This window comes from Streptomyces sp. SudanB182_2057 (assembly GCF_964272715.1).
Taxonomy (GTDB): Bacteria; Actinomycetota; Actinomycetes; order Streptomycetales; family Streptomycetaceae; genus Streptomyces; species Streptomyces rubradiris.
Window position 1 is genome coordinate 4,715,503 of record NZ_OZ186798.1, and the last position, 23,928, is coordinate 4,739,430.

Annotated in this window: 21 protein-coding genes and 2 pseudogenes; 17 read left to right on the top strand and 6 right to left on the bottom strand. The window is 72.6% G+C overall.

Translation table 11 applies throughout. The annotated features are described in order from the left end of the window. Positions 1–21: 21 nt before the first annotated feature. The 3 genes from ACSURM_RS20760 to ACSURM_RS20770 all read right to left on the bottom strand — a co-directional run bounded on the left by ACSURM_RS20760 (position 22) and on the right by ACSURM_RS20770 (position 1,115). Entirely contained in the window at positions 22–492 is a 471-nt protein-coding gene (locus tag ACSURM_RS20760) for a hypothetical protein (protein WP_436956965.1), read from the bottom strand. Between the two features lie 94 nt (positions 493–586). After that, positions 587–820: a DUF397 domain-containing protein gene (locus ACSURM_RS20765; RefSeq protein WP_436956967.1), complete on the bottom strand. Its 234-nt coding sequence runs from the start codon at positions 818–820 to the stop codon at positions 587–589. Beyond that, a complete protein-coding gene (locus tag ACSURM_RS20770; protein ID WP_436956968.1) occupies positions 804–1,115 on the bottom strand; it encodes a hypothetical protein in 312 nt (103 codons plus the stop codon). Before ACSURM_RS20770 ends, ACSURM_RS20765 begins: the two co-directional genes overlap by 17 nt. Positions 1,116–1,294: 179 nt before the next feature. On the opposite strand from ACSURM_RS20770, the gene ACSURM_RS20775 reads away from it, so the two are divergent. Beyond that, complete coding sequence (locus tag ACSURM_RS20775; RefSeq protein WP_436956969.1) at positions 1,295–2,047, top strand: DUF6879 family protein; 753 nt, start codon at positions 1,295–1,297, stop codon at positions 2,045–2,047. Positions 2,048–2,066: 19 nt separating this feature from the next. After that, the gene (locus ACSURM_RS20780) at positions 2,067–2,915 is read left to right on the top strand and encodes a helix-turn-helix domain-containing protein (protein ID WP_436956971.1); all 849 of its coding nucleotides are present in this window, start codon (positions 2,067–2,069) and stop codon (positions 2,913–2,915) included. A gap of 16 nt (positions 2,916–2,931) precedes the next feature. Here ACSURM_RS20780 and ACSURM_RS20785 read toward each other — a convergent pair whose 3' ends face one another. Beyond that, a complete protein-coding gene (locus ACSURM_RS20785) occupies positions 2,932–3,354 on the bottom strand; it encodes an ATP-binding protein (RefSeq protein ID WP_436956972.1) in 423 nt (140 codons plus the stop codon). Positions 3,355–3,493: 139 nt separating this feature from the next. On the opposite strand from ACSURM_RS20785, the gene ACSURM_RS20790 reads away from it, so the two are divergent. Beyond that, entirely contained in the window at positions 3,494–4,375 is an 882-nt protein-coding gene (locus ACSURM_RS20790; protein WP_436956974.1) for a helix-turn-helix domain-containing protein, read from the top strand. Then, positions 4,372–4,539, top strand: coding sequence for a DUF397 domain-containing protein (locus ACSURM_RS20795; RefSeq protein ID WP_436961149.1), 168 nt, complete (start codon positions 4,372–4,374; stop codon positions 4,537–4,539). Before ACSURM_RS20790 ends, ACSURM_RS20795 begins: the two co-directional genes overlap by 4 nt. A 65-nt stretch (positions 4,540–4,604) precedes the next feature. On the opposite strand, the gene serC is transcribed toward ACSURM_RS20795, so the two are convergent. After that, on the bottom strand, positions 4,605–5,723 hold the full coding sequence (gene serC, locus ACSURM_RS20800) for a phosphoserine transaminase (RefSeq protein ID WP_436956976.1): 1,119 nt from the start codon (positions 5,721–5,723) through the stop codon (positions 4,605–4,607). Between the two features lie 156 nt (positions 5,724–5,879). Here serC and ACSURM_RS20805 point away from each other — a divergent pair, with 156 nt between their 5' ends. From ACSURM_RS20805 to ACSURM_RS20860, 12 genes and pseudogenes are all read left to right on the top strand, one after another. Further along, complete coding sequence (locus tag ACSURM_RS20805) at positions 5,880–8,834, top strand: FAD-binding and (Fe-S)-binding domain-containing protein (protein ID WP_436956977.1); 2,955 nt, start codon at positions 5,880–5,882, stop codon at positions 8,832–8,834. A gap of 146 nt (positions 8,835–8,980) precedes the next feature. Next, the gene (locus ACSURM_RS20810) at positions 8,981–9,940 is read left to right on the top strand and encodes an EamA family transporter (protein WP_436956979.1); all 960 of its coding nucleotides are present in this window, start codon (positions 8,981–8,983) and stop codon (positions 9,938–9,940) included. Between the two features lie 91 nt (positions 9,941–10,031). Beyond that, positions 10,032–10,303: pseudogene (locus ACSURM_RS20815) on the top strand (malic enzyme-like NAD(P)-binding protein). Positions 10,304–10,364: 61 nt separating this feature from the next. Continuing rightward, positions 10,365–11,201, top strand: coding sequence for a TIGR03084 family metal-binding protein (locus ACSURM_RS20820; protein ID WP_436956980.1), 837 nt, complete (start codon positions 10,365–10,367; stop codon positions 11,199–11,201). Further along, a complete protein-coding gene (locus tag ACSURM_RS20825; RefSeq protein WP_436956982.1) occupies positions 11,198–12,973 on the top strand; it encodes an acyclic terpene utilization AtuA family protein in 1,776 nt (591 codons plus the stop codon). Before ACSURM_RS20820 ends, ACSURM_RS20825 begins: the two co-directional genes overlap by 4 nt. Continuing rightward, positions 12,970–14,568: an acyl-CoA carboxylase subunit beta gene (locus ACSURM_RS20830; protein WP_436956984.1), complete on the top strand. Its 1,599-nt coding sequence runs from the start codon at positions 12,970–12,972 to the stop codon at positions 14,566–14,568. Before ACSURM_RS20825 ends, ACSURM_RS20830 begins: the two co-directional genes overlap by 4 nt. Before the next feature lie 8 nt (positions 14,569–14,576). After that, entirely contained in the window at positions 14,577–16,430 is a 1,854-nt protein-coding gene (locus ACSURM_RS20835) for an acetyl/propionyl/methylcrotonyl-CoA carboxylase subunit alpha (RefSeq protein WP_436956985.1), read from the top strand. A 7-nt stretch (positions 16,431–16,437) separates the two neighbouring features. Next, complete coding sequence (locus tag ACSURM_RS20840; protein ID WP_436956986.1) at positions 16,438–17,598, top strand: acyl-CoA dehydrogenase family protein; 1,161 nt, start codon at positions 16,438–16,440, stop codon at positions 17,596–17,598. A gap of 23 nt (positions 17,599–17,621) precedes the next feature. Then, positions 17,622–19,190 carry a 4-coumarate--CoA ligase family protein gene (locus ACSURM_RS20845; protein WP_436956987.1) on the top strand — a complete coding sequence of 523 codons (1,569 nt, stop codon included), beginning with the start codon at positions 17,622–17,624 and terminating at the stop codon, positions 19,188–19,190. Then, positions 19,187–19,933: an enoyl-CoA hydratase family protein gene (locus tag ACSURM_RS20850; RefSeq protein ID WP_436956988.1), complete on the top strand. Its 747-nt coding sequence runs from the start codon at positions 19,187–19,189 to the stop codon at positions 19,931–19,933. The genes ACSURM_RS20845 and ACSURM_RS20850 overlap by 4 nt, the downstream gene beginning before the upstream one ends. Beyond that, positions 19,921–20,526 (top strand): TetR/AcrR family transcriptional regulator, encoded by a 606-nt coding sequence (locus ACSURM_RS20855; RefSeq protein ID WP_436956990.1) that lies wholly within the window; start codon positions 19,921–19,923, stop codon positions 20,524–20,526. The genes ACSURM_RS20850 and ACSURM_RS20855 overlap by 13 nt, the downstream gene beginning before the upstream one ends. Before the next feature lie 232 nt (positions 20,527–20,758). Then, on the top strand, positions 20,759–21,784 hold the full coding sequence (locus tag ACSURM_RS20860; protein WP_436956992.1) for an isopenicillin N synthase family dioxygenase: 1,026 nt from the start codon (positions 20,759–20,761) through the stop codon (positions 21,782–21,784). A 20-nt stretch (positions 21,785–21,804) separates the two neighbouring features. Here the strand turns inward: ACSURM_RS20860 and ACSURM_RS20865 are convergent. Further along, positions 21,805–22,904 (bottom strand): annotated as a pseudogene (locus ACSURM_RS20865) (citrate synthase 2). A gap of 175 nt (positions 22,905–23,079) precedes the next feature. Here ACSURM_RS20865 and pdxH point away from each other — a divergent pair. Further along, positions 23,080–23,766: a pyridoxamine 5'-phosphate oxidase gene (pdxH, locus tag ACSURM_RS20870; protein WP_436956994.1), complete on the top strand. Its 687-nt coding sequence runs from the start codon at positions 23,080–23,082 to the stop codon at positions 23,764–23,766. The last annotated feature ends 162 nt before the right edge of the window (positions 23,767–23,928 follow it).

A 23,928-nucleotide genomic window follows, 5' to 3' on the forward strand; every position in this document is an offset into this window, starting at 1 on the left:
GTGCGGCACCGGGCGCCCTCGTCATGCGCCGAGCGGGCAGGGCAGGTCCGGGCGGGCGCGATGGGGAGCGCAGCCCACCAGGGCCACGGAGAGGAACACGGGCCGTTCGAGGTAGAACCCGAGCGAGATGTCACCGCCCGCCGCCAGCCGTTCGGCGGCCGAGGCGAGGAGGGCGGCCAGACGGCCGGGGGAGCGGTGCGCTTCGGCGGCGAACCGGGGCGCGTACTCGGTGAGCCGCTCCCCGAGCCAGGCGGCGGCGGCCGACGGCTCGGACCAGGTTCCCTTGACGATCGAGCGGGGCTTGACCAGCCAGTACGCGGTCTCCAGCGGGGGCAGGTCGCAGGTGGTGAACTCGGCGGTGGCCAGCCGGTACCGCTGGATCAGTTCAGGATTACTGCTGGGCGGGGGCGGCTCGGGGTGGGGCGGGCGCCGGAAGGCTTCCTCGTCGAAGCGGGATTTGGGGCCGGTCCAGAGGTAGGCGTGATGGTGCACCTGGTCCTCTCCAGTGGGCTGGGCTGTGCTGTGCTGGCCGGTCCCGGGACGACGCCGCCCCGGAACCGGCTGGGTCTCCTGGATCGATCGAGGCTCAGTGGGCCAGACCGAAGCGGGCCGGGTCGATCCCGGCGGCGCTCAACTCGTTCGTGGTGAACCGCAGCGGTTCCAGGTCGGGCCGCTTGCTGTCACCGAGGGCCCAGGCGTCCTCGCCGATGCGGGCGAGGGTCACGCAGGACTCGCCGTCCGGGTGGGTGTTCCCGCCGCACGCCTTGAGGAACGAGGCGCCGCCGAGGTCGAGCGCGTACAGGTCACTTCCGTTCACCATCGCTGTACCTTCCTGCTCCGCTGTCACGGCCGTACCCGACCGCCGCCGCCCGGGGTGGGCGGGAGTCCTTGGGGGAAGAGGGGCGGATGTGCACGCCCGAGGGGTGGTCCCGGATCTCGGTGGCGTGGCGCATGGCCTGGGTGACGTTCCCGGCCTGCTTGCAGGCGAGCAACTGCCGCCAGTTCGCTCCGCAGACGTCACAGCCGGCGACGGGGGCGCAGTCGAGCAGCCACGCGTCGAAGCCGGGGGGAAGCTGGGCCGGGGAGCGGGGTCGGGCATTGGTCGTGGGGGTCACCGGGTCTCCCGAGGTGGGGGTGGGTGGCTTCGGCGACGACCGTAGGGGGCGGGTGAGGAGAAAGGGGGCGAATATTCTTCGTTATTCTCGCGCGGTCACTCTGGATGCATGGACATTCACTCAGAGGCACCGAGATGCTGTGCGCACCAGCTTCATCGACACCCAGAGGGTGGTTGTGCGTGGCGCGCAGGTTGCGGTTCAACGGGACGGGGAGCAGCAGCGGTGGATGTCCCTCCGTACATGAGGACTTGGACAGTGGGGAGGTCGTCGTGCACGGTCCTCCGCTCACGGACCCGGAAGACATCGCACAGCTCCAGCACCTCTCGGAGGGAGAGGTCGCGATCGTGGTCCCGAGGGACCTGCTGGTCGACTGGACCCCGAAGGAGCGGACGCGACAGGTGCGGACGATCGATCTGGACGAGTTCGGCGGCCTGTTCGAGAAGTTCGAGCACACGGCGTGGCGACTGGAGACGCGACGCCGATACGCCAGTGACGAGACCAACGACAACTGGCAGCAGTTCGTGGAGACGGGGCGAGCGGACTGGACGTTCGACAACCGGTACTGTCAAGCGATCCGTAAGCAGACCGACCAGGGCAAACGCGTCGAACGCGTGCGGATTGTGGACCAGCCGCCGACCATTGGGCAGCTCTACCTGCTCGACAACGCCAAGCGGAACAGCGTCATGGGCGAGGACATCCGCAACCTGTGGCGTGCCGACGCGGACCGGCTCCGGCTCCCCGCCGAGGACTTCTGGCTGTTCGACAGCCGGCTCATCGCGCTTCTGCGATTCGATGACGACGATCAGCTCACGCACGTCGACTTGATCACCGAGCCCGCAGAGGTGGTGCGCTGCTGCATGGTGCGGGATGCTGCTTGGCACCACGCCGTACCGTGGAAGCAGTTCACGGCGGAGATGGGCAGCGACACGTAAGGGCTGGCACGGGTGACCGGTGAGTACGGACTATCAGAGGGCGCGTGAGGAACTAGGCCGTCGGCTCAGGGAGTTGCGCCTGGAAGGCCCCGAAGGCCGGCTCACCGGTGTCCAGCTCGCGCAGCGGCTGGGATGGCGGCAGTCGAAGGTCAGCAAGCTGGAGAACGGCAGGCAGACCCCCACGGACGACGACCTGCGAGCATGGGCCGAGGCCGTCGGGCAGCCTGCCGTGTTCCCGGAACTGCGGTCCCGGCTACGGGGCTTCGAGAGCCACATCCGATCGTGGCGACGTCAGCTCGCGGCAGGGCACGCTCCGGTCCAGGAAACCTGGAACACCCTCGTGTCCAACAGCACGACACAGCATGCGCTGAGCACCGCCGCCGTCAGCGGCATTCTCCAGACGGCCGACTACGCCAGGCACGTCTTCGAGCGGCACGCCACACTCCAGCAGTCGCCGAGGGACACGGAAGCCGCGGTGCGGGCCCGTATGAAACGGCAGGAGTGGCTGTACCGGCCGGGCAAGCGGTTGAACCTGCTCATGCCTGAAAGCGTGCTGTGGGGCCGTATCTGTCCGCCGGACGTCTTGGCGGCCCAACTCGACCGACTGCTGGGCGTGGTGGGCATGGACACCGTCAACCTGGGGATCGTCCCGTTGGACGGCACGCTGCCCCTGACGATGGGGAACTCGTTCGATGTGCTGGACGAACGTCTGGTCGTGGTCGAGGACTGGCACGCCGAACTCTGGCTGGACGACGCCGAAACGATCTCCCTGTACCGCCGCGTGTGGGACACCTTCGCGGAGTCGGCGGTGTTCGGCGCGGAGGCGCAGCAGGTGATCGCTCGGGTGCGGCGGAGCATCAAGGTCTGAGGACCCCCCTGTTGTGTTACGGGTGGTCCAAAACGTGGGGGGCCTCTGAGGGCGGGAGGGTGAAGCGGGCCCAGACGGTCTTGGTGTAGGGCCCCTGCCGGTGCCCCCACGCGTCGGCCAACGCGTCCACCAGCGCCAGCCCGCGCCCACCCTCCTCGTCCGGGCTGGGGCAGCGAGGCAGGGGCAGCCGGTCCCGGTCCGGGTCGGATACCTCCAGGACCAATTCGCAGCGGCAGAGAGCGAGCGTGACCCGGACCCGGGCGTCGGAAACCCGGCAGTGGCTCACGGCGTTCGTGACGAGTTCGTTGGCCGACAGGGTGGCCCGGTCGGCGAGTTCCTCGGTGATTCCCCAGTCGGCGAGGGCCTTGCGGACGTAGTCCCGAGCGGTCGGCACGTGCCGCCGGTGCGTGGGGATGTGGAACGTCTCGGTTGAGGGCATGCGCAGAACCTAGAAATACATGCGGAACCGATGCAATGGGAATCGAGAAATACATGCAGCGGTTTCACTCGATCGAGTTATGTCCGCGTCTCTTGGTGAATAGGTGTGGCAGGGTTTCCGGGAGAAGAGGGGAGATCCCATGCCCGCAGGTGGACGACCGACCGTACGCAGCAGGCGACTTGGCACGGCACTCAGGCAGTACCGGCAGGCCGCGAAGCTCGACCAGCCGCAGGCCGCCGAGGTGATCGCCACGAGTCAGGCAAGGATCAGCCGCATTGAGAGCGGGCATGCCACACCGCGCGTGATCGAAGTACGGCTGCTGCTGGAGGCGTACGGGATCACTGAGCCAGAAGTTCGGATCAAGCTGGAGGAGTTGGCCAAGCACCCCAAGAAGCGTGGCTGGTGGCTCCAGTATGCGACGCACATACGGTCTGGCTACCTCGATCACATCGCGTTGGAGGACGACGCGCGCTATATCCGCCAATGGCAACCTGTGCTGATCCCGGGGCTCTTGCAATCCGACGCTTACAGCGAGGCGGTCATCAAGGGCGGACCCACCACCCTGTCCCCTGATTACATCGCGCAGCTGATCGAGGTGAGGAGACGACGACAGGAGAGGATCGCGGAGGGCGGCGCCAAGTACTCTGCCGTCATCTGGGAGGCGGTCATCGAACACCCTCTGTCGACCATCGAGACGCATCGGGAGCAGCTGCGGGCGCTTCTTGAGGCCGGCGAGCGGGAGAACGTCACCGTACGGGTGCTGCCGTTCAGCGCGGGCTCGCTGGTGGCCGCCGCCAACGCGTTCGCGGCCTTCAGCTTCGACTCGGAGTCGGCAATCGAGGCAGTGACCATGGACGACCTGATGAGCACGTCGATCGTCGAATCCCCGGCTGACCTGGCGGTGTACGCCGGTTCGTTCGACCTGCTCTGTTCCTCCGCGTTGACGCCCGAGGAAAGCGCGAAGCTCATCCTGAACAAGCTACAAGCCATCGAGGAAGGCATGTCGTGGCAGCAGTCGTGAGCCCGTTCCGTAGGTCCTCCTACTCTTCGCAGCTAGGTGAATGCGTCGAGGTCGCCGACACCGCCCCCGGAGGCCGAGCCGTCCGTGACAGCAAGCAACACGACGGCCCCCTTCTCACCGTCTCCCGCGACACCTGGCAGGCGTTCATCCGCCAGTTCGCATGACGCCTCGTACACACGAAGGGCGCCCGGCAAGCACCGGGCGCCCTTCGTCGTCGTAGGACGAGAAGTCAGAGCTTCTCGATCACGTAGTCCACGCACTTCGTCAGCGCTTCGACGTCCGCCGGGTCGATCGCCGGGAACATCGCGATACGCAGCTGGTTGCGGCCGAGCTTGCGGTACGGCTCGGTGTCCACGATGCCGTTCGCGCGCAGCACCTTGGCGACGGCGGCGGCGTCGATCTCGTCGGCGAAGTCGATCGTGCCGATGACCTGGGAGCGCTTGGCCGGGTCGGAGACGAACGGGGTGGCGTACTTGGACTCTTCGGCCCAGGTGTACAGGCGGGTCGAGGAGTCCTTCGTGCGGGCCGTGGACCAGGCGAGGCCGCCCTGGCCGTTGAGCCACTCCAGCTGCTCGTTGAGGAGGAAGAGGGTGGCGAGGGCCGGGGTGTTGTACGTCTGGTTCTTGCGGGAGTTGTCGATCGCCGTCGGGAGCGAGAAGAACTCCGGGACGTGGCGGCCGGAGGCGTGGACGCGCTCGGCGCGCTCGATCGCGGCGGGGGAGAACACGCCGATCCACAGGCCGCCGTCGGAGGCGAAGGACTTCTGCGGCGCGAAGTAGTAGACGTCGGTCTCGGCGATGTCGACCGGCAGGCCGCCCGCGCCGGAGGTGGCGTCCACGAGGACGAGCGCGCCCTCGTCGGCGCCGGCCACCCGCTTGATCGGCATGGCGACACCGGTGGACGTCTCGTTGTGGGTGAAGGCGTAGACGTCGACGCCCGCCTCGGCCTTCGGCTCCGGGTGGGTGCCGGGGTCGGCGGCGATGACGGTCGGCTCGGCCAGCCAGGGCGCGAGCTTGGCGGCCTTGGCGAACTTGGAGGAGAACTCGCCGAAGTTCAGGTGCTGGGACTTGGACTCGATCAGGCCGTGCGTCGCGATGTCCCAGAAGGCGGTGGAGCCGCCGTTGCCGAGGATGACCTCGTAGCCCTCGGGCAGGGAGAACAGCTCGGAGATGCCCTCGCGGACCTTGCCGACCAGGTTCTTGACCGGCGCCTGACGGTGGGAGGTGCCCAGCAGGGACGTGCCGGTGGCGGCGAGGGCGTCCAGCGCCTCGGTCCGCACCTTGGAGGGGCCCGCGCCGAAACGTCCGTCGGCGGGCTTGATGTCAGCGGGAATCTGGATGTCGGCCACGGGAGGAGGTTAGCCGCTGGAAGAAGCCCGGGTGGAGTTCTGTCCGTTCGATGAGACGAGATCACCAGGTCGTGGACTTGTGATGTCGTACGACTATTAGTGCGCACCTGTGGAAAACTTTCGGTGACTGTGCGTGGCCGGATGCATCCTGGACGCATGACGGATCGTGGGGAAGAAGTCGCAGGGGACGTCGGGGAAACGGATGTCGCCGCGCTCGCGAGGGCGTTGCGCAAGGCCGTCCGGGGCGAGGTCGGGTTCGACGCGACCTCACGGGCGCTGGTCACCATGGACGCGTCCAACTACCGGCGGGTCCCGCTGGGCGTCGTGGCCCCGAAAGACGCCGACGACGTGGCCGCCGTGCTGGAGGTGTGCCGGGAGCGCGGGGTGCCGGTGGTGGCGCGCGGCGGCGGCACGTCCATCGCCGGGCAGGCGACGGGTACGGGCGTGGTGCTGGACTTCACCCGGCACATGACCGCTCTGCTGGAGCTGGACCCGGGCAGCCGCACGGCCGTCGTGCAGCCGGGGCTCGTCCTGGACCGGCTCCAGGAGGCCGCCGCCCCGCACGGACTGCGGTTCGGCCCCGACCCCTCCACGCACAGCAGGTGCACGCTCGGCGGAATGATCGGCAACAACTCCTGCGGCTCCCACTCGGTCGCCTGGGGCACCACCGCGGACAGCGTGCGGGAGCTGTCCGTGATCACCGCGCGCGGGCGCCGGCTGCGGCTCGGGCAGGGGTGGGCGGGCGCCCCGGACGGGCTGCGCGAGCTGGCCGAGGGAGAACTGGCCCGGCTGCGGACGGGGTTCCCGGACCTGCCCCGCCGGATCTCCGGGTACGCGCTGGACGCGCTGCTGCCCGAGAAGGGCGCGGATGTCGCCCGCTCCTTCTGCGGCTCCGAGGGCACCCTCGGCATCCTCACCGAGGCCGTGGTCCGCCTGGTCGACCACCCCCGCGCGCGGGCGCTGGCCGTGCTGGCGTACGCCGACGAGAGCGCCGCCGCCGAGGCCGCCGCGGGTCTGCTGCCGCTCGGCCCGCTCACGGTGGAGGGCATGGCCGCCGACCTGGTGCCGGCCGGGGCCGGGCTGCCCCGGGGAGGCGCCTGGCTGTTCGTGGAGACCGGCGGGGCGACGGCGGCCGAGGCCCGCGCGCGTGCGGAGCGGGTCGTGCGCGCGGCCGACGTCGTGGACTCCCTGGTGGTGACCGACCCGGCCGCCCAGCGGAGTCTGTGGCGCATCCGCGAGGACGCGGCCGGCACCGCCACCCGCATGCCCGACGGCTCCGAAGCGTGGCCCGGCTGGGAGGACTGCGCGGTCCCGCCCGCCCGCCTCGGCGGGTACCTCCGCGAGTTCCGAGCACTGCTGGCCGCCCACGGACTGCGCGGCACGCCGTACGGCCACTTCGGTGACGGCTGCATCCACGTCCGCGTCGACTTCGACCTGCTCACCGAGGCGGGCGTCGGCCGCTTCCGCCGCTTCTCCGAGGAGCTGGCCGACCTGGTCGTGGCCCACGGCGGCTCCCTGTCCGGGGAGCACGGCGACGGGCAGGCCCGCGCGGAACTGCTGCCGCGGATGTACGGCGCCGACATGGTCGCTCTGTTCGAGCGGGCCAAGGCGGTGTGGGACCCGGACGACCTCCTCAACCCCGGCATGCTGGTCCGCCCGGCCCGGCTGGACGAGAACCTGCGCTTCTCGGTGCTGCCCCGCCGGCCGGTCGACGTGGCCTTCGCCTACCCGGCCGACGGCGGCGACTTCCGCGCTGCCGTCCGCCGCTGTGTCGGCGTGGCCAAGTGCCGTACGACGACCGTCTCCGGCCCGGCCGTCATGTGCCCCTCCTTCCGGGCGACCGGCGAGGAGGAGCACTCCACCCGGGGGCGGGCCCGGCTGCTGCACGAGATGCTCGCGGGCGACCTGGTCGCCGACGGCTGGCAGTCACCGGAAGTCCTGGGCGCCCTCGACCTCTGCCTGTCCTGCAAGGGCTGCCGCTCCGACTGTCCCGTCGGCGTGGACATGGCCACGTACAAGGCCGAGTTCCTGCACCACCACTACGCCGGCCGCCGCCGCCCGGCCGCCCACCACAGCATGGGCCGCCTCCCGGAATGGCTCCGCTGGGCGTCCCGCGCTCACCTGGCCCCGCTGCTCAACACCCTGGCGGCCGTCCGCCCCCTGGCCGGCCTCGGCAAACACCTGGCCGGGATAGCCCCGGAACGGGACATCCCCCGCCTGGCGCCCCGGACGTTCACCGCGTGGTGGCGCAGCCGGAAGCCCACTCCCACTGCCACGCCCGCCCCCACTGCCCTCCCCGTCCCCACCCCCGGCACCCTCGTCGTCCTCTGGCCCGACACCTTCACCGAGCACCTCGCACCGTCCGTCGGGCAGGCCGCCGTCCGCGTGCTGGAGGCGGCCGGGCTGCGGGTGGCGCTCCCGCCGACGCTGCTGCCGCGCGAGGGGGCGATCGGCGACGGCAGGACCCGGTCGGCCGCCGCGCTGCTCACCGCCCGCCGGGCCCGGGTCTGCTGCGGCCTGACCTACGTCTCCACGGGCCAGCTCGACCGCGCCCGTACGGTGCTGCGCCGCACCCTGGACCTGATGGAACCGGTGCTGCGGGCAGGGGTGCCGGTCGTCGTGCTGGAACCGAGCTGCGCCGCCGCCCTCCGCACCGACCTCCCGGAACTCCTGCCCGACGACCCGCGGGCCGCCCGGCTGTCCGCCGCGGTCCTCACCTTCGCCGAGACCCTGGAGCGGCACGTCCCGCACTGGACCCCGCCCGCCGTCGACAGGCCGGTGGCCGGCCAGACCCACTGCCACCAGCACGCGGTGCTCGGCGACGGTCCGGACCGCCGGCTGCGCGCCGCCGCCGGCCTCACCGGCGAACTGAGCGGAGGCTGCTGCGGCCTGGCGGGAAACTTCGGCTTCGAGAAGGGCCACTTCGACGTCTCCCGGGCCTGCGCGGAGGAGCAGCTCCTGCCCTCGGTGCGGGAGGCGTCCGAGGACACGGTGGTCCTGGCCGACGGTTTCTCCTGCCGTACCCAGCTGGACCAGCTCGCCGACGTCCGGGGCCGCCACCTGGCGGAGGTACTGGCTCAGGCTCTGGACCGGACGGACGGCACCCGGTGACCGGGGCCCGGCTCCCCCTCGGCCCAGGGGCTCACCGTCCAGGTCAGTTCCATAAAGGGTTCACACCCCTGACGAAGTCCATTACCCTGGACTCGGTAGTACATGGAGATGTACATGATCTGATCCGACCCAGCACCGGGACCGCCGTGAGCACCGTCAACACCCCCAGCGCCGCGAACTCGACGTCACCGGCGTCCTCCCCGTCACCAGGGGCGTCCGGCCCGCGCACTCCCGGCCGGTTCGCTTCCCTCGGCCCGGTCGGGCTGGTGCTGGCCGGCGGCATCTCGGTGCAGTTCGGCGGCGCGCTGGCGGTCACCCTGATGCCCCGGGCGGGCGCGCTGGGCGTGGTGACCCTGCGCCTCGTCGCGGCGGCGGTCGTCCTCCTCCTGGTCTGCCGCCCCCGGCTGCGCGGCCACTCGCGCGCCGACTGGGGCACGGTGATCGTCTTCGGCATCACCATGGGCGCGATGAACGGCCTGTTCTACGAGGCGGTCGACCGTATCCCGCTGGGCCCGGCGGTCACCCTCGAAGTCCTCGGCCCGCTGGCCCTGTCCGTCCTGGCCTCCCGCCGCGCGCTCAACGCGCTCTGGGCCGGCCTCGCCCTCGCGGGCGTGTTCCTGCTCGGCGGCGGGGGTTTCGGCAATCTGGATCCCATAGGTGTCGCCTTCGCGCTGGGCGCCGGCGCCATGTGGGCGGCCTACATCGTCTTCAGCGCCCGCACGGGCCGCCGCTTCCCCCAGGCCGACGGCCTGGCCCTGGCCATGGCCGTGGCCGCCCTGCTCTTCCTCCCCCTCGGCATCGCCGAGGCCGGCACCCGTCTGCTGAACCCCACCACCGTCGCCCTCGGCTCGGCGGTGGCCCTGCTCTCCTCGGTGCTGCCCTACACCCTCGAACTCCTGGCCCTGCGCCGCCTGCCGGCCTCCACCTTCGCCGTCCTGATGAGCCTGGAACCCGCCATCGCCGCCACGGCCGGTTTCCTCATCCTGGGCCAGTCCCTCAACCCCACCGAGGCGGCGGCCATCGCCCTGGTCATCGCCGCGAGTATCGGCGCGGTCCGCACCCAGATAGGCCGGGGCAAGGCCGCGCTGCCGGCCGAGGGCCAGTAGCCTCGGCCGTCACCGCAAGTGGTCGTCCGGCGGCCTGCCCCTGCCCGAGCACGGGATCGTCGTCTCCGGCGCGGGTACCGCCGCCACCGGCATCGCTGACCAACTGCGGGACGCCCTGATCGCCGAGGGCCTGTCCGGGTCCGAGGCGCTCGCCGCTTCTGGTGCGTCGACCGGTACGGCCTGCTCATCCACGACCAGGGCGACCGGCTCGGTGACGCCCAGAACCCGTACGCCCGCCCAGCCGCCGAGACCGACGGCTGGCACCGGGAAGCGGACCTGCCCGGCATCCCGCTGACGGAAGTGGTCCGCCGGGTCCGCCAGGCCCGCTGGGAGCCGGTCCACCCGCCGCTGGAAGCGGTGTGACGGCGGCCTGAATCATGCAAGCACGCTTGATTGTTTCCGGTGGCGCTGCCATGCTCCCCCCATGGCCGACCCGACGCCCGTCATCGACGACCTGTGTGCCGAGAGCGGTGAACTCGACCTGTTAGCGGCCGAGTTGAGGCTGGAGCAGTGGGAGTTGCCGACTCCTGCGGCCGGCTGGACCGTCGCCCACCAGATCGCGCACCTCGCCTGGACCGACCGCTCGGCACTGCTCGCCGTCACCGACCCCGATGCCTTCCGGGAGCTGGTGGAGAAGGCGCTCGCCGCCCCCGGCACGTTCGTGGACGAGGGGGCCGAGGAGGGCGCCGCGCTCCCGCCCGCCGACCTGCTGGCCGCCTGGCGCGCCGGGCGGACCGCCCTCCGCGAGGCCCTGCTCGCCGCCCCGCCCGGCGCCCGCTTCCCCTGGTACGGCCCGCCCATGTCGGCAGCCTCCATGGCGACGGCCCGGCTCATGGAGACCTGGGCCCATGGCCTGGACATCGCCGACGCCCTGGGTGTGGTGCGCCCACCCACCGACCGGCTCCGGCATGTGGCCCGGCTCGGGGTACGCACCCGCGACTTCGCCTACGGGGTGCGCGGACTGACCCCGCCGACCGAGGAGTTCCGGGTCGAACTGCTCGCGCCCTCGGGCGAGGTGTGGACGTACGGCCCGGAGGGTGCCGCGCAGCGCGTCACCGGCCCCGCCCTCGACTTCTGCCTCCTGGTCACCCAGCGCGCCCACCGCGCCGACCTCGCCCTGACGGCCACGGGCCCGGACGCCGACCGCTGGCTCGGCATCGCCCAGGCCTTCGCGGGCCCGCCGGGCACCGGCCGCCCGCGCACGGCGGCCGACGGGGCGACGCGGGGCGCCGGCCGCCCGGCACAGGGAGCCGCCCGGTGAAACCGCTGCGCATAGGAAACTTCTCCGGCTTCTACGGCGATCGCTCCGACGCCCTGCGCGAGATGCTCACTGGCGGCGAGGTCGACGTCCTCACCGGTGACTACCTCGCCGAGCTCACCATGCTCATCCTCGCCCGCGACCGGCTGAAGGACCCGTCCGCCGGATACGCCCGCACCTTCCCGCGCCGGCTGGAGGACTGCCTGGGCCTCGCCCACGAACGCGGCGTACGGATCGTCACCAACGCGGGCGGCCTCAACCCCGCTGGTCTCGCCGGGGAGATACGGCACCTGGCCGACCGGCTCGGCATCCCGGTGCGGGTCGCGCACGTCGAGGGCGACGACCTGACCGCCGCCTACCCCGGCACCCTCGCCGCCCACGCCTACCTCGGGGGCTTCGGCATCGCCGAGTGCCTGCGGGCGGGCGCCGACGTGGTGGTCACCGGCCGGGTGACCGACGCGGCGCTGGTCACCGGGCCGGCCGCCGCGCACTTCGGCTGGCGGCCGGACGACCACGACCGGCTCGCCGGCGCCGTCGCCGCCGGACACGTGCTGGAGTGCGGTACCCAGGCGACCGGTGGGAACTACGCCTTCTTCGGCGAGGGGGACGTGCGCCGGCCCGGCTTCCCGCTCGCCGAGATCCACGCCGACGGCAGCAGCGTGATCACCAAGCACCCCGGCACCGGTGGCTTCGTGGACGTGGGCACGGTCACCGCCCAGCTGCTGTACGAGACCGGCGGCGCCCGGTACGCCGGACCCGACGTCACGGCCCGGCTGGACACCGTACGGCTCGTCCAGGAGGGGCCGGACCGGGTGCGGATCGAGGGGGTGCGCGGGGAGGCACCACCGCCCACGCTCAAGGTCGGGCTCAACCGGCTCGGCGGCTTCCGCAACGAAGTCGTCTTCGTCCTCACCGGGCTCGACATCGAGGCCAAGGCGGCGCTGGTGCGCGAGCAGCTCGCGGACGCGCTCGCCAAGTCGCCGCCCGGCGAGGTGCGCTGGGAGCTGGTACGCACCGACCGGGCCGACGCGGACACCGAGGAGACGGCCAGCGCGCTGCTGCGGCTCGTCGTACGCGACCCCGACCAGCAGGTCGTGGGGCGCGCGCTGAGCGGGGCCGCGGTGGAGTTGGCACTGGCCAGTTACCCCGGCTTCCATGTGCTGGCCCCACCCGGGAAGGGCTCACCTTATGGGGTCTTCGAGGATGTGTACGTGCCCCATGTGGGCACCCCACATGGGGCCGCAACACACGAATCCGCTCCCGGCGTGGACACCGTACCCACCGCCCCCGTGCCCACCGCCCCCGTGCCCACCGCCCCCGTGTCCGTCTCCCACGTCGCCGTCCTCCACGACGGCCGCCGCGTCCCCGTACCCCCGCCCCGGGAGACGCGCCCCCTGGCCGTCGTACCGGATCCGCCCCTCCCGGAGCCGCTCCCGCCCGGACCGACCCGGCGGGCGCCGCTCGGCCTGGTCATCGGCGCCCGCAGCGGGGACAAGGGCGGCAACGCCAACGTCGGGGTGTGGGCCCGGTCCGAGGACGCCTGGCGGTGGCTCGCCCACACGCTGACGGCCGACGCCTTCCGGCGGCTGATCCCCGAGAGCCGGGACCTGCCCGTCACCCGGCACCTGCTCCCGAACCTGCGCGCCGTCAACTTCGTGGTCGAGGGCATCCTCGGCGCCGGCGTCGCCGCGCAAGCCCGCTTCGACCCGCAGGCCAAGGCCCTCGGCGAATGGCTGCGCTCCCGCCACCTGGACATCCCGGAGGCCCTGCTGTGACCGTCCTGCGGACCGCTGTCGACCCCGCCGCCCCCGAGCACCGGGCCCACCGCGAGGCGATGCTCGCCAAGCTCGCCGGCCTGGAGGCCGAGCACGCCAAGGCGCTCGCGGGCGGCGGCGAGAAGTACGTCGCCCGGCACCGGAAACGCGGCAAGCTGCTCGCCCGCGAACGGATCGAGCTGCTGCTCGACCCCGACACCCCGTTCCTGGAGCTGTCCCCGCTGGCCGCCTGGGGCAGCGAGTATCCCGTGGGCGCCTCCCTCGTCACCGGGATCGGGGTGGTCGAGGGCGTGGAGTGCCTGATCACCGCCAACGACCCGACCGTGCGCGGCGGCGCCAGCAATCCCTGGAGCCTGCGCAAGGCGCTGCGCGCGAACGACATCGCCCTGGCCAACCGGCTGCCCTGCGTCAGCCTGGTGGAGTCGGGAGGCGCCGATCTGCCGTCCCAGAAGGAGATCTTCATCCCCGGCGGGGCGATCTTCCGCGACCTCACCCGGCTCTCCGCCGCCGGCATCCCGACCGTCGCCGTCGTCTTCGGCAACTCCACCGCCGGGGGCGCCTACATCCCCGGCATGTCCGACCACGTGATCATGGTCAAGGAGCGGGCGAAGGTGTTCCTCGGCGGGCCGCCGCTGGTGAAGATGGCCACCGGCGAGGAGAGCGACGACGAGTCGCTGGGCGGTGCCGAGATGCACGCGCGCGTGTCCGGGCTCGCCGACTACTTCGCGCTGGACGAGCCGGACGCGCTGCGCCAGGCGCGCCGCGTCGTGGCCCGCCTCAACCACCGCAAGGCCCACCCCGACCCCGGCCCGGCCGAGCCGCCGAAGTACGACCCCGAGGAACTGCTCGGCATCGTCCCGGAGGACCTCAAGACCCCGTTCGATCCGCGCGAGGTGATCGCCCGGATCGTGGACGGCTCCGACTTCGACGAGTTCAAGCCGCTGTACGGCACGAGCCTGGTCACCGGCTGGGCCGCCCTGCACGGCTACCCGGTCGGCATCCTGGCCAATGCCCAGGGCGTGCTGTTCAGCGCCGAGTCGCAGAAGGCCGCCCAGTTCATCCAGCTCGCCAACCAGCGCGACATCCCGCTGCTGTTCCTGCACAACACCACCGGTTACATGGTCGGCAAGGAGTACGAACAGGGCGGGATCATCAAGCACGGCTCGATGATGATCAACGCGGTGAGCAACAGCCGGGTGCCCCATCTGTCGGTGCTCATGGGGGCGTCGTACGGCGCCGGGCACTACGGCATGTGCGGCCGGGCCTACGACCCCCGGTTCCTGTTCGCCTGGCCCAGCGCCAAGTCCGCCGTCATGGGCCCGCAGCAGCTCGCGGGCGTGCTGTCGATCGTCGCCCGGCAGTCGGCGGCGGCCAAGGGGCAGCCGTACGACGAGGAGGCGGACGCGGCCCTGCGCGCGATGGTGGAGCAGCAGATCGAGGCCGAGTCGCTGCCGATGTTCCTGTCCGGGCGGCTGTACGACGACGGCGTCATCGACCCGCGCGACACCCGTACCGTCCTCGGCCTGTGCCTGTCCGCCCTGCACACCGCGCCCTACGAGGGCGCGCGCGGCGGCTTCGGCGTCTTCCGGATGTGAGGGACCCCATGATTTCCAGTGTGCTCGTCGCGAACCGGGGCGAGATCGCCTGCCGTGTCTTCCGCACCTGCCGTGAGCTGGGCATCGGGACGGTCGCGGTGCACTCCGACGCCGACGCGGACGCGCTGCACGCGCGCGTGGCCGACACGGCGGTACGGCTGCCGGGCGCGGCGCCCGCCGACACCTATCTGCGCGGCGACCTGGTGGTGAAGGCGGCCCTGGCGGCCGGGGCCGACGCCGTGCACCCGGGCTACGGCTTCCTCTCCGAGAACGCCGGTTTCGCCCGCGCCGTGCGGGACGCCGGCCTGGTGTGGATCGGCCCGCCGCCGGAGGCCATCGAGGCCATGGCGTCCAAGACCCGCGCCAAACGGCTGATGGGCCTCGCCCCGCTGGACCCGGCCGGGGTGACCGAGGCCGATCTGCCGGTCCTGGTGAAGGCGGCGGCGGGCGGCGGGGGGCGCGGCATGCGGATCGTGCGCCGCCTGGAGGAACTGCGGGCCGCCCTGGAGGGCGCGCGCGCCGAGGCCGCGAGCGCCTTCGGCGACGGCGAGGTGTTCGTGGAGCCGTACCTGGAGCGCGGCCGCCATGTGGAGGTGCAGATCCTCGCCGACGCCCACGGCACCGTCTGGCCGCTCGGCACCCGCGACTGCTCCCTCCAGCGCCGGCACCAGAAGGTCGTCGAGGAGGCCCCGGCGCCCGGGCTCACTCCCGGGCTCGCGGAGGAGTTGCGCACGCTGGCCGTACGCGCCGCCCGCGCCGTGTCGTACACCGGCGCCGGCACGGTCGAGTTCCTGGTCGCGGACGGCCGCGCCCACTTCCTGGAGATGAACACCCGCCTCCAGGTGGAACACCCCGTCACGGAGGCCGTGTTCGGGCTGGACCTGGTCGCCGAGCAGATCCGGATCGCCGAGGGCCACGCCCTGGGGACCGAGCCCCCGCACCCGCGCGGCCACGCCGTCGAGGCCCGCCTCTACGCCGAGGACCCGGCCCGCGACTGGGCCCCCCAGACCGGCACCCTGCACCGGCTCGCCGTGCCGGACGGCGTCCGCCTGGACACCGGTTACACCGACGGCGACACCATCGGCGTCCACTACGACGCCATGCTCGCCAAGGTCGTCGCCCACGCCCCCACCCGCGCCGAGGCGATCCGCCGGCTCGCCGGCGCGCTGGAGTCGGCCGTGATCCACGGCCCGGTCACCAACCGGGACCTGCTGGTGCGCTCGCTGCGGCACGAGGAGTTCACCGCGGCCCGCATGGACACCGGCTTCTACGACCGCCACCTCGGCGCGCTGACCACGCCCGCCCACGACCCGTACGCCCCCCTGGCCGCCGCCCTCGCCGACGCCCACGGCCGCTCCCGGTTCGGCGGCTGGCGCAACGTCCCCTCGCGGCCGCAGGTGAAGCGGTACGCGATGGGCGGCGAGGAGCACGAGGTCCGCTACCGGCACACCCGGGACGGCCTCGCCGCCGACGGGGTGCGGGTCGTGCACGCCGACGCCCGCCTGGTCGTCCTGGACATCGACGGCGTACGGCGGAAGTTCACCGTCGCCCGCTACGGCGACCAGATCCACGTCAACACCACCCGCCTCACCGCCCTGCCCCGCTTCCCCGACCCGGTCGCCCGGCTCGCCCCCGGCTCCCTGGTGGCCCCGATGCCGGGCACGGTCGTCCGGATCGCCGAGGGCCTGGCCGAAGGGGCGGCGGTGCGGGCCGGCCAGGGGCTCATCTGGGTGGAGGCGATGAAGATGCAGCACCTGATCTCGGCACCGGCCGCCGGAACCCTCACCGCCCTGCACGCCAGGCCCGGACAGCAGGTCGAGCCGGGCACGGTCCTGGCAGTAGTGCAGGACATCCCTTCCTAGGAGCCCCATGACCACCGTCATCGAGTCAGAAGAGCACAAGGCCCTGCGCTCCGCGGTAGCCGCCCTCGGCAAGCGCTACGGCCGCGACTACGTCACCCGCACGGTCGCCGCGGGCAAACCCCCCGCCGAACTCTGGTCCGACGCGGGCAAGCTGGGCTATCTCGGCGTCAACCTGCCCGAGGAGTACGGGGGAGGGGGCGGCGGCATAGCCGAACTCTCCATCGTGCTCGAGGAACTGGGCGCCGCGGGCTCCCCCCTCCTCATGCTCGTCGTGTCACCCGCCATCTGCGGCACGGTGATCGCCCGCTTCGGCACCGAGGAGCAGAAGCGGCGGTGGCTGCCCGGGCTCGCCGACGGCACCCGCCTCATGGCCTTCGGCATCACCGAGCCCGACGCCGGCTCCAACAGCCACCGCATCACCACCACGGCCCGCCGGGACGGCACCGACTGGCTGCTCACCGGCCGCAAGGTCTTCATCTCCGGCGTCGACATGGCCGACGCCGTCCTCGTCGTCGGCCGCACCGAGGACGCCCGCACCGGCACCCTCAAGCCCTGCCTGTTCATCGTCCCCACGGACGCCGAGGGCTTCGGGAAGCACCCCATCGACATGGAACTCAACGCCGCCGAGAAGCAGTTCGAGCTGACCCTGGACGACGTCCGGCTGCCCGCGGAGGCGCTCGTGGGCGACGAGGACGCCGGGCTGCTGCAACTGTTCGCCGGGCTGAACCCCGAGCGGATCATGACGGCCGCGTTCGCGATCGGCATGGGCCGCTACGCCCTCGGCAGGGCCGTCGAGTACGCCCGCGAGCGTACGGTCTGGAAGGCCCCCATCGGCGCCCACCAGGCCATCGCCCACCCCCTGGCGCAGGCCCACATCGACCTGGAGCTGGCCCGGCTGATGATGCAGAAGGCGGCGACGCTCTACGACTCGGGGGACGACATCGGCGCGGGCGAGGCCGCCAACATGGCCAAGTACGCGGCGGGCGAGGCATGTGTACGGGCCGTCGACCAGGCGGTGCACACCCTCGGCGGCAACGGCCTCACCCGGGAGTTCGGGCTCGCCTCGCTCATCACCGCCGCCCGCGTGGCACGTATCGCACCGGTGAGCCGGGAAATGATCCTCAACTACGTCTCCCACCAGAGCCTGGGCCTGCCCAAGTCGTACTGAGCGGCCCGGCGCGAGGAGGAACCGTGTTCCGCAGCGAGTACGCAGACGTCCCGCCCGTAGAACTCCCCATCCACGACGCCGTCCTGGGCCACGCCGCCGGCTTCGGCGACCGGCCCGCCCTCGTCGACGGCACGGACGGCACCACGCTCACGTACGCGCAGGTGGACCGGTTCCACCGGCGCCTCGCCGCCGCCCTGGCCGGCACCGGCGTCCGCAAGGGCGACGTCCTCGCCCTGCACAGCCCCAACACCGTCGCCTTCCCGCTCGCGTTCTACGCCGCCACCCGCGCCGGTGCCACCGTCACCACCGCCCACCCGCTCGCCACCGCCGAGGAGTTCGCCCGGCAGCTGCGCGACAGCGCGGCCCGCTGGATCGTCACCGTCTCCCCGCTGCTGGAGACCGCCCGCCGGGCCGCCGGGCTCGCGGGCGGCGTACGGGAGATCCTCGTCTGCGACGGCGCGCCCGGCCACCGCTCGCTGACCGACCTGCTCGCCACCACCGCACCCGAACCCCGGGTCGCCATCGACCCGGCCGAGGACATCGCCGTACTGCCGTACTCCTCCGGCACCACCGGCACCCCCAAGGGCGTCATGCTCACCCACCGGCAGATCGCCACCAACCTCGCCCAACTGGACGCCGCCGTCCCGGCCGGCCCCGGCGACCGCGTCCTCGCCGTCCTGCCGTTCTTCCACATCTACGGCCTCACCGCGCTGATGAACGGGCCGCTGCGCAAGGGAGCCACCGTCGTCGTCCTGCCCCGCTTCGAGCTGGAGACCTTCCTGGCCGCCCTCGACGAGTACCGCATCACGGGCCTGTACGTGGCCCCGCCGATCGTCCTCGCCCTCGCCAAGGACCCGGCGGTCGGCCGCTACGACCTCTCCTCCCTGGAGTACGTCATCAGCGCCGCCGCCCCGCTGGACGCCCGGCTCGCCCGCGCCTGCTCCGAACGGCTCGGCCTGCCCCCGATCGGCCAGGCGTACGGCATGACGGAGCTGTCACCCGGCACCCACGTCGTCCCCCTGGACCGGCTGCGCGACGCCCCCGCCGGCACGGTCGGACGGCTCGTCGCCGGCACCGAGATGCGGATCGTCTCCCTGGACGACCCGCACCGCGACCTCGGCCCCGGCGAGCCCGGCGAGATCCTGATCCGCGGCCCCCAGGTGATGAAGGGCTACCTGGGCCGCCCCGACGCCACCGCCGCCCTGATCGACCCCGACGGCTGGCTGCACACCGGCGACGTCGGACACGCCGACGCGGACGGCTGGCTGTTCGTCGTGGACCGGGTGAAGGAACTCATCAAGTACAAGGGCTACCAGGTGGCCCCGGCCGAACTGGAGGCCCTGCTGCTCACCCACCCCGGCATCGCCGACGCCGCAGTGATCGGCGCCCGCGACGAGGACGGCAACGAGATCCCGCACGCCTTCGTCGTCCGCCGGCCCGGCGCCGACGGCCCGGCCGAGGACGAGGTCCTGAGGTTCGTCGCCGCACGCGTCGCCCCCTACAAACGCGTCCGCCGGGTCACCTTCACCGACACCGTCCCCCGCGCCGCCTCCGGCAAGATCCTGCGCCGGCAGCTCAGGGAGTACCCATGACCGACCCCACCGTGCCCATCGGCCGCACCCGCGCGCGTGCCGTGGAAACGCTCAGCCTCGACGCCACCGGGACCCGCAACGCCCTGTCCGCGGCCCTCGTCACCGGGCTCGCCGACGCCCTGGCCGACTGCGGGGAGGACCCCGGGGTGCGGGCCGTGGTCCTCACCCACACCGGTACGACGTTCTGCGCCGGCGCCGACCTGCGCGACCCGCCCGCCCCGGACGCCCTCGTGGGCCTGTTGCGGCGGATCGTGGAACTGCCCAAACCGGTGGTCGCCCGGGTCACCGGGCATGTCCGCGCCGGCGGCCTCGGCCTGCTCGCCGCCTGTGACATCGCCGCCGCCTCCGCCGCGGCCACCTTCGCCTTCACCGAGGTGCGCATCGGCGTCGCCCCCGCCGTGATCTCCCTGCCGGTGCTCCCGCGCGCCGACCCCCGCGCCCTGGCCCGCTACTACCTCACCGGCGAACGCTTCGGCCCGGCCGAGGCCGTGACGCTGGGCCTGCTGACGGCGGCGGCGGACGACGTGGACGACGCCCTCGCCCCCGTCCTCGACGGCCTGCGCCGGGCCTCCCCCGAGGCCCTGGCCGAGACGAAACGGCTGCTCACGGCTAGGGTGCTGGAGACATTCGACCGGGACGCGGCCGAGCTGACCGCGCTGACGGCCCGGCTGTTCTCCTCCGGCCACGCCCGGGAGGGGATGACGGCCTTCCTGGAAAGACGTGATGCGGCATGGGTGGTGTGAGGACGACCGAACACGAGCGCGTTCCCAAGCAGGACCGCAGCCGGGCCACCCGGCAGCGGCTCCTGGAGGCCGCCGTGGCCTGCCTCGCCGAGCGCGGCTGGGCGGGCTCCACGGTCGCCGTCGTCGCCGAACGCGCCGGAGTCTCCCGGGGCGCCGCCCAGCACCACTTCCGGACCCGGGAGGACCTCTTCACCGCGGCCGTCGAGTACGTCTCCGAGGAGCGCTCGCTGGCACTGCGCGCCCTCTTCCCGGACGGCCCCGCCGACCGCCGGGCCGTCGTGGCGGCCCTCGTCGACCTCTACACCGGCCCGCTCTTCCGCGCCGCCCTGCACCTGTGGGTCGCCGCCTCCGACGAGGAGCAACTGCGCCCGCGGGTGACCGAGCTGGAGGCCCGGGTGGGCCGCGAGACCCACCGCATAGCCGTCGAACTGCTCGGCGCCGACGAGTCCCGCCCCGGCGTCCGCGAGACCGTCCAGGGCCTGCTCGACATGGCCCGCGGCCTGGGCCTGGCCAACCTCCTCACCGACGACACCGCCCGCCGCGAACGGGTCGTCGCCCAGTGGGCGGCCCTGCTGGACGGCGCGCTGGGCTGAGCGGACCGCACGGCGGCACTCCGCACGCGGCGCGTTACCCTTGGCCCATGCTTTTGATGCTCGTCCGCCGCCGCCACGTGGACTACGTGCGCGTCACGAGCACGGGCTGTCGGCGCCTCTCCGCCTGACAGCCCCCCGCATCTCCTTTTCTCTTCTTCACCTTTTTTCCGGCACCGGGGGCCGCCCGTACCCCTCGGCGGCCGGCCGTGCCCCGTACACCCGCGGACGCACCATGACCACGCACACAGCGATGTCGTACGACCAGCTCCCGATCATCGACCTGTCGGCCGCCGGCCGAGGCCCCCAGGCCCGCGCCCTGCTCCACGCCCAGCTGCACAGCGCCGCCCACGACGTCGGCTTCTTCCAGCTCGTCGGGCACGGCGTGACCCGGGCCGAGACGGACGCGCTGCTCACCGCCATGCGCGCCTTCTTCGCCCTGCCCGAGGCCGACCGGCTCGCCCTCGACAACGTCAACTCCCCGCACTTCAGGGGCTACACCCGCACCGGCGACGAGCGCACCGGCGGCGCCCGCGACTGGCGCGACCAGCTCGACATCGGCGCCGAACGCCCGGCCCGGATCCCCGGCCCCGGCGAGCCCCCGTACTGGTGGCTCCAGGGCCCCAACCAGTGGCCCGCCGCCCTGCCCGGGCTGCGCACCGCCGCCCTCGCCTGGATCGACCGGCTCAGCGCGGTCGCCCACCGGCTGCTGCGCGAACTGCTGACCGCCATCAGCGCCCCGGCCGGCTTCTACGACCCGGTCTTCGGCGAGCACGCCCACCCGCACCTCAAGCTCGTCCGCTACCCCGGCAGCGCGGCCGACGGCACCGGCCAGGGCGTGGGCGCCCACAAGGACTACGGGTTCCTGACGCTGCTGCTCCAGGACACCGTCGGCGGTCTCCAGGTCCAGCGCGAGGACGGCCGCTTCCACGACGTGCCGCCCCTGGAGGGCGCCTTCGTCGTCAACCTCGGCGAACTGCTGGAGGTGGCGACCAACGGCTATCTGCTGGCCACCAACCACCGCGTCGTCAGCCCGCCCGGCGCCACCGAGCGCTACTCGGTGCCGTTCTTCTACAACCCCCGTCTGGACGCGCGGATCGACCCCCTGCCCTTCCCGCACGCCGCCCACGCCCCCGGCGTCACCACCGACCCGGCGAACCCCCTGTTCGCCGAGTACGGCTACAACGAACTCAAGGGCAAGCTGAGGGCCCACCCGCTGGTGGCGGAGCGGCACCACCGGGACTTGCTGACACCGGCCTGATCACCTCCCCAGGCTCCCTCTCAGCGGGTCATCTCCTCGTATCCCCGGATGTCCCGAGGGCTGCGCGGCCCCGGCCCACGTACCGGGCGGAGGGCCGCACCAGCCGTCCCGTGCGCTTCTGTTCGAGGATGTGCGCGGACCATCCCGCGGTGCGGGCGCACGTGAACATGGAGGTGAACATGTGCGCCGGCACCTCGGCGAAGTCCAGCATGATCGCCGCCCAGAACTCCACGTTCGTGGCCAGCACCCGGTCCGGCCGCCGGTTGTGCAGCTCCTCCAGCGCGGCCTTCTCCAGCGCCTCGGCCACCTCGAACCGCGGCGCCCCCAGCTCCCGCGCCGTGCGCCGCAGCACCCGGGCGCGCGGGTCCTCGGCCCGGTAGACCCGGTGCCCGAAGCCCATCAGCCGTTCGCCCCGGTCCAGGGCCCCCTTGACGTACGCCTGCGCGTCGCCGGTGCGTTCGATCTCCTCGATCATGCCGAGCACCCGGGAGGGCGCGCCGCCGTGCAGCGGACCGGACATCGCGCCCACCGCGCCCGACAGCGCGGCGGCGACGTCGGCGCCCGTGGAGGCGATGACCCGGGCGGTGAAGGTGGAGGCGTTCATGCCGTGTTCGGCGGCCGAGGTCCAGTAGGCGTCGACGGCCGCGACGTGCTTGGGGTCCGGCTCGCCCCGCCAGCGGATCATGAACCGCTCCACCACCGAGTTCGCCTTGTCGATCTCCCGCTGCGGCACCATCGGCAGGCCCTGCCCGCGCGCGGACTGGGCGACGTAGGACAGGGCCATGACCGCGGCCCGGGCCAGGTCCTCGCGGGCCTGGCGTTCGTCGATGTCGAGCAGCGGCTTGAGGCCCCACACGGGGGCGAGCATGGCGAGGGCCGACTGCACGTCCACCCGGATGTCACCGGAGTGCACCGGGATCGGGAACGGCTCGGCGGGCGGCAGGCCGGGGTTGAAGGCGCCGTCCACCAGCAGTCCCCACACGTTGCCGAACGAGACGTGACCGACCAGGTCCTCGATGTCGACGCCCCGGTAGCGCAGGGCGCCGCCCTCCTTGTCCGGTTCGGCGATCTCCGTCTCGAACGCGACGACTCCTTCGAGCCCGGGTACGAAGTCGGACATCAGGCGGCTCCTCGTGAAGTGTGGCGGCGGTCGTCCCGGTGATGCCTCGGCGCGCCGGCGGTCACCGATGGTCAACCCAACCGCAAAGGGAGCAGCACGATAACGCCCGGTGCCACGGTTGGGGAGACCACACGACACTCGGTGCCATACCCGTTCTATACGGCAAGATGACCGCGTGACCGATCGCGACCCGCTTCCGGACCCCGTTCTCGACCCCGCTGTCATGCGCAAGCAGTACCGGGCCGACGGCCTCGCCGAGGAGGACCTCGCCACACATCCGATGGACCAGTTCGCCCGCTGGTTCGAGGACGCCGCCCGGGCCGCGCCGCACGGCACGCTCACCGAGCCCAACGCCATGGTCGTCTCGACGGTGGACGCGGCCGGCCGCCCCAGCTCCCGCACGGTCCTGCTGAAGCAGTACGGCACCGACGGCTTCGTCTTCTACACCAACTACGGCTCGCGCAAGGCCCTCGACCTCGCCGGGAACCCGCACGTCTCGCTGCTCTTCCCGTGGTACCCGCTGGCCCGCCAGGTCGTCGTCACCGGCACCGCCCGGCGCACCGGCCGCGACGAGACCGCCGCCTACTTCCGCACCCGTCCGCACGGTTCCCAGCTGGGCGCCTGGGCCAGCGCCCAGTCCTCGGTGATCGCCTCCCGCTCGGAACTGGACACGGCCTACGCCGCACTCGAGGCCCGCTACCCGGAGGACGAACAGGTCCCGGTGCCCCCGCACTGGGGCGGCTTCCGGATCATCCCGGAGACGGTCGAGTTCTGGCAGGGCCGCGCCAACCGCCTCCACGACCGGCTGCGTTACACCGCCCGGCCGGACGGCACCTGGACGGTGGAGCGCCTCAGCCCCTGAGCCGGGCGCCTGACCCGGGGGGCGTACACGGAAGGCGTACACGGAAGGCGCGGAAAACGCAGACGACCCGCGGGCTGGGTTCCTCCAGGGAGGAGCCGGCCGGACGTACCGGCAGCCCGCGGGTCGGGTGACTGCTTGGGATTGGGCCGGCTGCGCGCATCT